This window comes from Nonomuraea deserti (genome assembly GCF_004348685.1).
GTDB lineage: Bacteria > Actinomycetota > Actinomycetes > Streptosporangiales > Streptosporangiaceae > Nonomuraea > Nonomuraea deserti.
Genome location: NZ_SMKO01000091.1, coordinates 1 through 11,241, shown reverse-complemented (window position 1 = coordinate 11,241; position 11,241 = coordinate 1). Strand labels below are relative to the sequence as shown.

General features: G+C 64.4%; 12 protein-coding genes and 1 pseudogene. 8 read left to right on the top strand and 5 right to left on the bottom strand.

Translation table 11 applies throughout. The features are described 5' to 3' along the window. Positions 1 to 374 precede the first annotated feature (374 nt). The 4 genes from E1292_RS56155 to E1292_RS28330 all read left to right on the top strand — a co-directional run bounded on the left by E1292_RS56155 (position 375) and on the right by E1292_RS28330 (position 4,925). Positions 375 to 1,450 (top strand): IS630 family transposase gene (locus tag E1292_RS56155; protein ID WP_436975840.1). Its coding sequence is split into 2 segments (ribosomal slippage): positions 375 to 876 and positions 876 to 1,450, totalling 1,077 coding nucleotides; the frame shifts between segments, so codons are not numbered across the junction. A gap of 587 nt (positions 1,451 to 2,037) precedes the next feature. Further along, on the top strand, positions 2,038 to 2,271 hold the full coding sequence (locus E1292_RS28340) for a hypothetical protein (RefSeq protein WP_132598336.1): 234 nt from the start codon (positions 2,038 to 2,040) through the stop codon (positions 2,269 to 2,271). Beyond that, the gene (locus tag E1292_RS28335; RefSeq protein WP_342775702.1) at positions 2,268 to 4,292 is read left to right on the top strand and encodes a DUF6571 family protein; all 2,025 of its coding nucleotides are present in this window, start codon (positions 2,268 to 2,270) and stop codon (positions 4,290 to 4,292) included. Before E1292_RS28340 ends, E1292_RS28335 begins: the two co-directional genes overlap by 4 nt. A gap of 183 nt (positions 4,293 to 4,475) precedes the next feature. Continuing rightward, on the top strand, positions 4,476 to 4,925 hold the full coding sequence (locus tag E1292_RS28330; RefSeq protein ID WP_132598332.1) for a hypothetical protein: 450 nt from the start codon (positions 4,476 to 4,478) through the stop codon (positions 4,923 to 4,925). Positions 4,926 to 5,344: 419 nt separating this feature from the next. Here the strand turns inward: E1292_RS28330 and E1292_RS54100 are convergent, their stop codons facing one another. Then, positions 5,345 to 5,959 (bottom strand): site-specific integrase, encoded by a 615-nt coding sequence (locus tag E1292_RS54100; RefSeq protein WP_246090390.1) that lies wholly within the window; start codon positions 5,957 to 5,959, stop codon positions 5,345 to 5,347. 747 nt (positions 5,960 to 6,706) lie between these two features. Beyond that, the gene (locus tag E1292_RS28320) at positions 6,707 to 6,898 is read right to left on the bottom strand and encodes a helix-turn-helix transcriptional regulator (RefSeq protein ID WP_132598330.1); all 192 of its coding nucleotides are present in this window, start codon (positions 6,896 to 6,898) and stop codon (positions 6,707 to 6,709) included. A 475-nt stretch (positions 6,899 to 7,373) separates the two neighbouring features. Between E1292_RS28320 and E1292_RS28315 the strand changes: the two genes are divergently transcribed. Both E1292_RS28315 and E1292_RS28310 read left to right on the top strand, forming a co-directional pair. Next, positions 7,374 to 7,712, top strand: a complete 339-nt coding sequence (locus E1292_RS28315; protein WP_132598328.1) for a hypothetical protein — start codon at positions 7,374 to 7,376, stop codon at positions 7,710 to 7,712. A 179-nt stretch (positions 7,713 to 7,891) separates the two neighbouring features. Beyond that, complete coding sequence (locus E1292_RS28310; RefSeq protein WP_132598326.1) at positions 7,892 to 8,251, top strand: hypothetical protein; 360 nt, start codon at positions 7,892 to 7,894, stop codon at positions 8,249 to 8,251. 38 nt (positions 8,252 to 8,289) lie between these two features. Here the strand turns inward: E1292_RS28310 and E1292_RS28305 are convergent, their stop codons facing one another. Both E1292_RS28305 and E1292_RS28300 read right to left on the bottom strand, forming a co-directional pair. Next, the gene (locus E1292_RS28305; protein WP_132598324.1) at positions 8,290 to 8,583 is read right to left on the bottom strand and encodes a hypothetical protein; all 294 of its coding nucleotides are present in this window, start codon (positions 8,581 to 8,583) and stop codon (positions 8,290 to 8,292) included. A gap of 405 nt (positions 8,584 to 8,988) precedes the next feature. Next, positions 8,989 to 9,648 (bottom strand): ATP-binding protein, encoded by a 660-nt coding sequence (locus E1292_RS28300; RefSeq protein WP_132598322.1) that lies wholly within the window; start codon positions 9,646 to 9,648, stop codon positions 8,989 to 8,991. 162 nt (positions 9,649 to 9,810) lie between these two features. On the opposite strand from E1292_RS28300, the gene E1292_RS28295 reads away from it, so the two are divergent. Together E1292_RS28295 and E1292_RS28290 are read left to right on the top strand one after the other, a co-directional pair. Then, positions 9,811 to 10,632, top strand: a complete 822-nt coding sequence (locus E1292_RS28295; RefSeq protein ID WP_132598320.1) for a helix-turn-helix domain-containing protein — start codon at positions 9,811 to 9,813, stop codon at positions 10,630 to 10,632. Beyond that, positions 10,619 to 10,846 carry a DUF397 domain-containing protein gene (locus E1292_RS28290; RefSeq protein WP_132598318.1) on the top strand — a complete coding sequence of 76 codons (228 nt, stop codon included), beginning with the start codon at positions 10,619 to 10,621 and terminating at the stop codon, positions 10,844 to 10,846. Before E1292_RS28295 ends, E1292_RS28290 begins: the two co-directional genes overlap by 14 nt. Positions 10,847 to 11,095: 249 nt before the next feature. Here E1292_RS28290 and E1292_RS28285 read toward each other — a convergent pair. Continuing rightward, a pseudogene (locus E1292_RS28285) lies at positions 11,096 to 11,241 on the bottom strand (IS256 family transposase); the annotation flags it as partial.

Below are 11,241 nucleotides of genomic sequence, written 5' to 3'. Positions count from 1 at the left end.
CCGTCATCCTCGGAACGGGCGGCGATCCATAACGACCGGGCACCAGACGGTGGCCCACCGCCTGTCCCCATCTGGTGAACGTCGTGGCCAGCCGCGCCGAGCGCAGGCTCTACGTCACCGGGGCCTCGGCGTGATCCCGGCACCGCTACTACGACGTGGGCGGATCGCCGATGTCCATTCGGCTCCCGAGGAGCGATCCACGGCATCAGCGAATCAGTGCCCGGTTGCAGATCGTCCTCCGGCTTCGTCTCCGTGTACAGGCCTTTCCACGCGGGGCGACGGATGACCACCACGCCGTGCTACAGAGGTTGAAAGGTTGAGGTCTCGCGGCGTGGTTGCGTGACCACGACCGGGCTGGTGAGTATGCCGGTGGGATGCGATATCCGGATGGTGGTGGTCTGACCCCGGAGGCGCGTGCCAAGCGGGAACGGGTCCGCTTGCAGGCCGCGGGGTTATTCGCTGCTGGTGTGAGCGCGGCGCAGGTTGCCAGGCGGCTGCGCGTCTCGCGCAAGTCGGTCTACACCTGGCGCCGGGCGTGGGAGACAGGCGGGGAACAGGCGCTGCTGTCGAAAGGGCCCAGCGGGTCGGATTGCCGGCTGGACGAGCGGCAGCTGGATCGGCTCCAACAGGAGTTGGACGCCGGGCCGGCCGCGCATGGCTGGACCGAGGACCAGCGCTGGACGTTGGCGCGGGTGGCGGTGCTCATCAAGGAGTTGTTCGGACAGTCCTACACGCTGCGGGGCGTCTCCTATCTGCTGCACCGGCTGGGCTGGAGCCCGCAGGTCCCGCAGCGGCGCGCCGCCGAACGCGACGACGACGCCATCGCCACCTGGATCAAGGAGACCTGGCCGCTGGTGGAACAACGGCGCGGGACCAGGACGCGTGGATCTGCTTCGAAGACGAAGCAGGCCAATCACTGAGGCCGCCCAAGGCCCGTACCTGGTCCCGCCGCGGCCGCACCCCGACCGTCACCGTCTCGGGCAAGGGCTCGGGCCGAGTCTCCTTGGCCGGGCTGGTGTGCCTCAAACCCGGGCAACGAACCCGCCTGATCTTCCGCATGCTGCTGTACCGGGGGCGCAAGAACGAGCGGAAAGGGTTCCGCGAGGTCGACTACGCCCGCCTGTTAGACGCCGTGCACCAGCAGCTGGGCGGCCCGATCGTACTGGTGTGGGACAACCTCACCCACCACAAGGACGCCCTGATGAAGAGCCTGATTGCCACCCGGCCCTGGCTGACGGTGTTCTACCTGCCCTCGTATGCTCCCGAGCTCAACCCCGTCGAGACCGTGTGGTCCCATCTCAAGCGCAGCCTGGGCAACCTGGCCGCCTGCAGCCTGGACGAACTCGCGGTTCTGATCCGCACACGCCTTCGGCGGATGCAGTACCGCCCCGCTCTCCTGGACGCGTTCGTAACTCACACCGGCCTGATCATCAACCCGGCTCCGCCGTGAGACCCCGATCTTTCAACCTCTTTAGCCGCGATCCCGGCAACAGTGTTCGCTTGACGGGGGAGGGTAAGTTTCCGGCGCTGATAGGCGAGGTCCTCGTCAAAGCCGGCCTCAACACGAGGCTCACCGCCGTTCGCATACACACATAAACGCGACCACGGAGCAGCGGCGGCAGCCCTGCCGCTGCGAGCTCCTGGACCACTACCTGCTCTGGAACGAACGCCGCCTGCGGCAAGCCCTGCGCGAGCATGGGGAGTTCTACAACCGGCATCGAACCCCATCAGGGCGGCCCCCCTACGCGCCGCCCCAGATCCCGTCACGGATCCGGCGCGAATCGCGACATGAACCCACGCCGACGAGACCGATCCGGCGGGGTCCTTTACGAATACTCGCACACTGCCTGAACTGCACGGATGGAGTTTCGGCAGGCGCTCTATCGGCGGCTTGCCCATGCCGTAGCCACTTCCCACGTTGTACGTACGACCAGAGCTTCCAGGTTCGAGCGATATCCACTTGGTCGGACTCGTCCAAGATGTGCCGTCCATGGTTACCATTCAAGCGTCCAGTCGTCTTTCCCGGGTCAGGCCGTCATGCCGACGAAAGATGAGGTAGAGACCGCTCGACGACAGATCGAGCGTCTTTCCGATCAGTGCGAGGCGGATTTACGCGAGCTCATCCGCCTCGCCGAGGGTGGCGCGCTGAAAGGGCCGGAGGGAGACAAACTCTCCGCTGATATCCGCCAGTGGGAGCGCGACACCAAGAACTACTTCCGGGCGGCCCTGGACACCCTCCACAACCTCGCCGCGTCCGAGGTGTCTCCATGAGTCCTCGCGTGGGCATCAACCCTGAACTCATGACCAAGGTCATAGCCATGCTCAAGCGCACGGGCCCTGAGTTCCGGGAGTCCAGCCGCCAGGTCGAAAGCGCGCTCGGCCGTCTCGGCGTCGAGTTCTGGACCTCGCCCGCGCTGCGCAGGGTCGCCGACCAAATGAGCGCGAAGCCGCCGGACCTTCAAGGTCGCCTGGACCTGATCCTCGCCACCCCCGACGCCGAGCTCAGCCGCGACGGCATCATCTGGGCGGACGGCGCGGACTGGCAGTCCAGCACCACGGAAGGCGCTGCCGCCGCCCAGGCGGTGGCGGCGAAAGTCCGTGCGCAGGCCAAATCCGGGAGTTTCGACGCCCAGACGATCGCCGCGCTCGAGAAACACAAGAACGATCCTCTCTTCGCGGCCGCGTTCGCCAAGGAGATCCCGCCTGATGAGCTCAAGCGATTGATCTCCCGCCTGTTCAGAACAGACCTTCCTCCCGCCGGCCAGCCGGATGACAAGGACCTGGGCACGGAGAAGAAGCTCGCCGACCTGTTCAGCACCATCCTGGGTACGGCTTCTCGGGCCGGGAAGCTGCCCGACAAATACGCCGATGCACTGCTCAAGGACCTGGACGACCCGCAGAGCGCCTTCGCCATCGGCAAGCTCCTCGGCAAGGGGAAGTTCGACCACGCGTTCATGCTCGATGTGGTGAAGCGGGTCTACGACTTCGACGTGGCTCACCCGCAGGCGCGGGCAAGAGAGCCGGAGTTGCCGCTTCCCGGCCAGGACCAGGTTCGGCCCGCCCCCGACGTGAGCCCCATGAGCACGGTGCTGAGCGCTCTGATCCATCATCCGAAGGTGGCCCAGGATTTCTTCACCGATCCCAAGCGGAGGCCGCTGGCGTACCTGATGCGCGAGCGGCGGTGGGGGCCGGAGAGCGACAACCTGCTCGGCGCGGCTATTTACGAGGCGTCAACGAAGTTCCGGGACCACGGCATGCCGCGGGAGCAGTCGAGCGGATACAAGGCCGCGCTCATCGCCTCGTGGGCGAGCCATTACTGGGCCGAGGAGAAGGTGCAGCAGAACCTGCCGAACACCCGGATCTGGGCCGCCTCCATCCACGCCAACTACATCAGTGACGTTCACCGGGCCTACCAGGCGCCGGCGACCACGGAAATAGGCGTGGACGCCGCCTACGATCCCGACAAGTCCCTGTCCGGTGTACAGCCCTATGGCGCCGTCTTCAACAAGGACGAACTGAAGAAGGCCATGACGTGGGCGTTCAAGGACAACGACGCGTTCATGACCGTGGCTGCGGCTCACGCGCAGTACTCGGTGAAGGTCCTGGACGAGACGGCGTCCGGGCTGGCCGGGGAGGTCAGAGCCGAGTTCGCGACATGGCACAAGTCGCATCCCGACGCGACCAAGAAGCAGATCGACGAGAAGCGGCAGGACATCCTCGAGAAGAAGATGGGAGGCGGCGGCGGGGCTTTCGAGTTCCAGGGCGCGGTGAACGACCTCAGCGAGACGACGTACGCGATCACGGATGCCGCGAACATCGCCAAGATCGAGGAGGCCAAGAAGAACGACGAGCGATACGCGGCGTTCAAGAACATGGTGACAAAGATCATCGACCTGGCTCCGGGACCGCAGGGCAAGTTCGTCGGCCTGCTGGTGGACGAAGCGAAGGATCACATCTACGGAAAATTCACCTCCAACTCAGAGGACAAGGCAAAAGTAGCGGCCGGGAACGCGATCGAGGACGCCAAGGTCATGTTCCGGGATGCCACCGCGGCAGCCATGATGCGGCACGGACTTTTCGGTGACGGATCGGTACCAGCACCAACTCATCCATACGCTTCCAAGCAGTTCCCGAAGGGCTCTCCCGGCGACTTCCTGGTAAATGGGGAGATCATGTCAAAGGATGAGATGAGCGCAGACCAAAGAAGGGCCTACCGTGAATGGCTCTATCTGAACGATGATACGAAACGTGTCTTCTATGGCGCAAATTCCGCCATAACCCGAGACTCTTGATCCACGACAGAGGCCCCCATGAGCCAAACCTCCTTCAGCACGAGAAGCCTGTTACCGCCCACGGCATTACTTCTTGCGGCAGGCCTGCTGACTGCCTGCTCGGCCTCTCCATCATCGCCTCCCTCACCCGCACCCGACACGCGGCCGCTCGGCGATGTCACCACTGCGCCCAAGGAATGTGGCTTGATCTCGAAGCAGTCCATCGAGCGCGCCACCGGCCTCGGCGATTTCACTGTCGAGAAGTACATGTCCGACGATGGCAAGTACCTCGATTCCTGTTACATCTACACCAAACCCCGCAACAAAAGCGGCTATCGCCTCAGAATCGAGATAGATACGTCACCACTCCCGCTAAGCAATATTGAGCGAATCAAAGCATCCAGTGATGGAGTCGACCTGCCCGCCGACGCCGGGCCCGGATTCACCTTCACCCTCGTGGAGTCCGGGGTGAAATACGAGAGCGCCGGCTGGGCATGGGCGCGGGACGGCAGCAGCATGCTCACCGTGACGCTCGCCGAGACCCCTTCGAACAGGGATCCGCAGAAGGACGCCGCCGAGTTCATTCGTCAGCTCAGGCCCATCGTTCTCGACACGGACAGAGCATCGACGCGGGCTTCCGGCCGACGCCAGTGATGGGCTCACGCGTACACAGTCGATCGAAGGCCGAGACTACCGACTGCCTCATCAGCAGGGCGACAACCAGCTTGGCCACTTCCACCGACTCTCGGACGGAGGTATCTAACCTCCACCTCATAGCAACCAGGCGCATGGAGCGGCTCATCAAGCGACGGTATCGAATTCCTGCCAGTCCGCCCTGATATCCATTTACGCCGGTGATCGAGCAGGCTTTTTGGCCTCTAAGGGTTGCCCGGCCATGGTGTCACGGAGGCATCGAGCGGGCGGATGCCGTGTGGCGACTGTGCAGGGAGCCGACAGGGCGAATCATTCAGGCATACCGAGCGCGGCGTCCCGTGGCGGGAACACCGACATGACGCGGGGCAGGAAGTGAAAAGGCCCCGGTCGAGCCGGGGCCGAAAGCAGATACATCCAGGCTATTCGTTCAGAGCCTCGTTGATCTTTCCATTGATGTGCTCTTGCTGACCGTCCACGCATTTCGCGTAAACCCGCAGCAGGACATCCACGCTATGGCCGGCGCGCTTGGCGACTTCGACGGCCGGGACGCCCGCGTTCAACCAAAGGGAAACTGCCGCGTGCCGCAGATCGTACGGTCGAGCAGCCAAGGAAGAGGCGAACTGCGCCGGGGTGAGCGCGAGTTTGCGAGCTTCCTGCCAGACGTAGGAATGCGCCGAACTGGAGTAGGTGCCACCGGTGCCCGTGTGGAAAACTCTGCCGTCCGCGGCGGTGCCGTATTCGGTGATGTGCTCGCGAAGCATGGTGACCAGGACGGGCGGGATGGGGATCTCTCGTGTTTCCTTGTCCGCGCGGTGCTTCAGGTTGCGCGACTCGTGGGTCTCGCCGGAGTTGGTCCAGCGCTTCGTTCCCTGGGGCCGCGCCTTTTCCAGGACGATCAGGCCCCAGCCCGCGTCCGGCAACGTGCAGTTGGCCAGCCGCAGGTCCGCCGCTTCCTCCGGCCGAAGCGCGGCGTAGTAGACGCATGCGAACAGGGTCTTGAGCCGAGGGCCGCGCTTGCGGCCTACCTTGGGCACTGCGTCGAGGAGTTGCCCGTGCTTGGGCGGGGTTGACCACCGTGCGGGGATCAACGAGTGCTACAGGCTTGGGTACTCTCCTTTTGATCTTGTCCAGCGGGTTGCTGTTGAACAGTCGCTCCTCGACTGCGTGCTCCAGCAGGTGATGCAGGATGGCGCGCTTGCGCCGTACCGTGTTGGCTGCCGCCGGTGTACCGGAGAAGGTGATCGAGATGGCGTCGAGGGCTTGGCGAAGGACCGGTGCTTCTTCCAAGGCCGTCAGCGGTAGAGAGGTCCTCTCCAACCAGCTCAAGGCCACGGCTTGTGCCGGTGTCAGGTCGGCCCGTCGCTTCTCCGGGAGGAGCGCGTGGATCCGGAGAACCTCCCTGAGTTCCCCGGTGGTGGGACGGTGCGGTGCGTCGATGACCAGCGCAGGGACGAGAGACAGCAGTGCGTACGCGTCTGTCTCTCGGGTTCGAGGAGCTGTCGAGTTCCAGCGCCGAAGGAGGTACGCCTGAGCGAACTGTAGGAGGGACGGTCCGGAGGATTGCCGCGCGCGCTTTGACACCGGGAGACCAGTGGCGAGGTCGAACTCCTCCCCCACCTTGGTCGCCTGCCGCAAGTCGGATATGAAGGCGTTGGCCAGGCCCTTGGTCCGGAAGCTCTTCGACCTCTCCTTGCCGGCCACTCGCCAGCGAGCGATGTAGGTGGGTGCAGTTCTATTGGAGCGCTGCTGAACGCAGCCCAGTTTCACGTCGTACGTGGTGCTCACCTCGACTCCCGCCGTGTGTCGAGCCAGGCCATGAGATCGCTCCGCCAGACGCGGAGTTCGAGGTTGGGCAGTTGGACGCAGACCGGTGCCCGGCCAAGCTGACGCCAGCGGTAGAACGTGCGGCGGGACACGCCGCCCAGCTCTTTGAGGACCTGAGGAACGGTCAGCAACTCGTCATGCCTGGTCATCGACCAACTCCGGCGTTTGGATCGCAGATACCGGTGCAACCGCCGTCTACGGGGCCGGATAGCGTACGGGCACGTCGGATCTTGCGGTGGACGCCGTGTGCGCTGTCCGGCTCATGGGTGGTGTTGTCGTAGTGCAGGAGCCCGCTTGGGGTGCGATTGGGGCGGTTCACACTGCCACGTAGGTGGATGCGTCGACGGGGCCCGCCGGTTCTGCGGATGTGGCTGGCCCAGTAATCGTCAGTCCGGCCGTTGAGCCAGTCGGTCGTCTCCATGACGGCGCGGGAATGGGCAAGGTTCTCCAAGGTACGCGTCTTTCCTCTCCAGTGATCTACTCTGGCCTCGACCCGTCGGGTGTCCTGACGGACATATGGCCCCGTGATCACCCGCGTGGTAGTGATCGCCGGACGGCTGAGGCACGGGCTATGGACCCTCACCTCTGGACGCGTCGTCAAGTCCAGCGATTTGGTGCGCTCACGTGTCACGGCAGCTCAGCGCTGGTCCAACCGTCGGGCAGATAAGCGGCGAGGAGTGGGACATCGGCGGCTTGCGGAAGATCAGCAGATCTTCGCGCGCGGTGGCATGGATCGGCAGTCCCCGCGCCCAAATCCATACATGCTTCGACCAGTTCGAAGAACTGGAGCTGGGACGTGACATCCTGCGCCTGGCGGCCAAATATTTAGCCGGCGAGACCAACTGCTCAGCGTTTCAGTTCGTCGTCGACCACGCGGGCGCCTTCGGCGTCAAGCGGCAGGCGCACATGCGTAGAGCGCCACCTCAAGTGAATGGACGCCACCGCCAGGATCGGTTGACCTGAGCAACGGCAGCTCTCCCAGCCCGGAGCGGCTCGCAATGACGCTGGATCGATGGCCTTGTGAAGCACCGCCCAAATGTTGATCAAGCCATGTCGCCAGGGATGCTGGGCTGCGGACCCCAGACACGCAGGAGGTTCACAGTGGCTCCGTTCTGATCTCCTCACCCGGCAACGGATAGCCCATGCTCCGTCGCGTTGCCCTGTCAGCCGCCGCTCTCGCCGTCCTGCTGGCTCCCTCGCCGGCCAAGGCCCAGACCTCGGACGGCTGGCATGATGACGCCGGCTGGGGATCGGTCAGCGTCTCGGCCGACCGCCACCACATCACCGTCTGCGACCTAAGCAACGACGGCCGTGCCGTCCGGGTCGAATACGCCACCTCCTACCTGCAGACATGGACCATCGTCGACTCCAACGGCGCCCGCTGGGGCTGTAAAACCGACTCCACCTTCTTCAGCCGCATCACCGCCTTCAAACTCTGCGAAGGTCGTAAGTACGGCTCCTGCCGCCCCTCCACCTGGATCTCACGATCCGGCCTTGGGTAAGCGTGGCCAGTCCGCAATCTTGCGAGCGGCCGGGCGGTCTATGCGCTCCTTCTTCGGCGTCGCCCTGCCACGATCTGCGCGGCCGTCAGCCCGCACACGTGCTCTACATGCCACCGGCGGCTGTTTGCCCCTTCCCGGCCATCCCACACCTTGAAGTCCTCATGTGAAATATTGAGAGGCTGCTCCACTTCGACCGGCCGGTAGGCAGCACGCCAGATCTGCACGTCACACGCATAGGTGGGATTCCAAAACGTGTAGTCGCCACCAACGACCGCCTCGGGATCGAGATCGATGTGGAGGCCAGCGCGATCGAACAGGTACACCTTGATCACGGCCCGGCCGCACTCGCGGCAGTACGCTCGTCCGGCGCTCATGTCGCGTTACCAGCGTGTGCGGGGTGTGCTCCCAACAGATGAAGGACCGACCGCATCATGGAGGAGTGCGGCGGCGGCACTTGCGGGCATGTGGGCCATATCACTGCCGCGCCTGCCACGGGTCCGGGGCCGAAGGGGGCACATCTCCGGTCCGAGGGTTCGTTGTGCCCTAGATCGCCGCGCCCAGCTTGCGCGGCGCATTTCACGGCACGAGTGGCGTGCCCGCGGTGAGGTTGCTCATGTCCCGCACCGCAGCCGCGTCCCCCACTTCGCTGATCGATGCGTACGCCAGGACGGTGCCGTCGACTTACGGGGGCCCCTCCGAGCCCGTGGGTATGCGGGCTATTGATCCTCTTGCCGTGGTCATTGACCATGAGCGATGTCCCTGCCGACAGACCTGTGAGGCTGGTCTGCCAGACCGTGAAGGGCCTGGCAACCTGCAGTCCCCCACCCGCCGACGGCGATACCCGCCGTTGGGAGCTGGGAAGGCTCAACGGGACCATCGACTCTCGCGTCGCCTGCCGCAGACGCATCTTCCCCCAGTACAGCCCACACATTGCGGCGTCCGGCATCGCAGGTGTAGGTGCCCCAGGCAGTGGCGTACCCCGCCACGATGCCCAGACCGCGACCTGTCTCCGAGGCGAAGGCCGGCGAATGCGGCTGCGGCAAGGGGGACATGTCCAGGGTGCCGGGATCGATGACCTCCAGCAGGAGGAAGCGGCGGCCGCGGCTTACGCGTAGCACTACCGACTCACGACCCAGGCCGTGTGCCGGGTGGATGACGGCGTTGGTGAGCAGCTCGCTGGCCACCTGGAGGAGCGAAGGGAGCAACAGATCGTCCTTGCCAATCCACTGGGTGAGGACATGTCGCCCGTGGCGAGGTGCCCTCGCGTTACGAGGCAGGGTGATCTGCGAAATCAGCATCATCGCTGTCGGCGGGCGAGATTCCTGCACCGGCACGGGTGCGGTTTCCGTTGGCATGGATATCACCGACCATCTGGAGGGCTTGGCCTCGAGGTCCACAAGATCGACTCTTCTTGTGAACCCGAGTTCGCCTAGTTCGTTGAAGACACTCCCCAGACTGGCCCCCGCCGGTTACTTTGAGTAGTCAACAGGCGACACAGTTGCTACACACATCGGGTTCACGGATGTGTGTGTACTTGTGAACATGAGGGTGATGCGTCCATGGCCGCAAGCGAACTCGACCCAGGAGCCAGTCCTCTCGCTCTCTTCGGGGCCGAGCTGAGGAGGCTGCGGGACGAAAGAGGCGTAACGCAAGAAGAGATCGCGGACTACGCCCATGTCAGCAAGAGCCTGGTCAGCCAGATCGAGAACGCCAAGCGCACACCGCAGCGCGACTTCACCGAGCAGGTAGAGAGCCTTCTCGGCCTCAAGGGAGACCTGCTCCGCCTCTTGCCCCTCGTAATCAAGTCAGGACCGACCTGGTTCCGTCAGTGGCCAAAGATCGAGGCCGATGCTCATACCCTGCGCACGTGGCAACCCCTCGTGGTTCCTGGACTGCTTCAGACGCGCAACTATGCTCGCGCGATCCTGAGCGGGCAGCCAGGCATCAGCAACGAACGCGTCGACGAAGAAGCTGAGGCGCGCCTCGCCAGGCAGGTGGTGTTCGACCGTCCCGAGCCACCCATGTACGCGGCGGTCATCGACGAAGGAGTCCTCCTGCGCCCCATCGGAGGAGCCGAGGTGATGCGACAGCAGCTCGACCACCTCCTCAAACTGCTGGCTCACCCCTGCATCACCCTGCAGATCGTTCCGATGGCCGCCGTACCCACGATCGGCCTGTTGGGCGGATTCGTCATCGCCCAACTCCTCCAGGGACCAGACGCCGTGTACTTGGACTCAGCCGCGGACGGCGAGGTAACAGATCGCGTGGACCGCGTGCGCACCGTTAGTGTCAGATTCGACGCCATCCGGTCATATGCCCGACCGGTCAACGAGACCGCAGACGCGATACGCGAGAAGATGGTGATGTATGGACGTGACTGACAAGCTCGCTGCCGAGCTGGAGACGGCGCAGTGGCGTAAGTCCTCCTTCAGCGGCGCCAACGGAGGCGACTGCATCGAGGTGGCCCAATTGAGCGGCGACCGCTTCGGCATCCGAGACACCGAACAGCCCGACGGCGTGCAGCCGTGGATCGTGCGCGGGAGTGTCTTGCGCGCCTTCGTGGCCGGCGCCAAAGCCGGCGAATTCGACTTCTAGCCCGATCGAGGAGGAGGGCGAGATGACCTCACCCTCCTCTCACACCTCCGGACAGGCGCTTGGCCATGACCGCGGTCGTGCTACCGGGAAATCTGCCCTTGGCGACTTTTGAGGTCCTTGCTCACCGCCTTATCAGGGTCTTTCGCCATCGTGGTTATCCATCCTCGCGTTCCGGGCGGCTCTCGCTGCCCGGTCACGTCCACGGGCGTGGTGTATGAATCGATCTTCGCGTGATCCTGTTTCTGCAGGTTAAGCGGTAAGTGTCTGCGGGATCGGATTCGGGGACGGTGTGTCGCCGGCGATGAGCCGGACGCGGGCTTTGGCCAGGATGTCCAGGCCCATATAGCGGCGGGCTTCGACCCATTCGTCGGTCTGTTCAGCCAGCACGGCGCCGA

Excerpts from the sequence above, each read along its gene's own strand:
- E1292_RS28340 (WP_132598336.1), top strand. The coding sequence starts at position 2,038 with ATGCCGACGAAAGATGAGGTAGAGACCGCTCGACGACAGATCGAGCGT.
- E1292_RS28335 (WP_342775702.1), top strand. The coding sequence starts at position 2,268 with ATGAGTCCTCGCGTGGGCATCAACCCTGAACTCATGACCAAGGTCATA.
- E1292_RS28320 (WP_132598330.1), bottom strand. The coding sequence starts at position 6,898 with ATGACCAGGCATGACGAGTTGCTGACCGTTCCTCAGGTCCTCAAAGAG.
- E1292_RS28310 (WP_132598326.1), top strand. The coding sequence starts at position 7,892 with ATGCTCCGTCGCGTTGCCCTGTCAGCCGCCGCTCTCGCCGTCCTGCTG.
- E1292_RS28295 (WP_132598320.1), top strand. The coding sequence starts at position 9,811 with ATGGCCGCAAGCGAACTCGACCCAGGAGCCAGTCCTCTCGCTCTCTTC.
- E1292_RS28290 (WP_132598318.1), top strand. The coding sequence starts at position 10,619 with ATGGACGTGACTGACAAGCTCGCTGCCGAGCTGGAGACGGCGCAGTGG.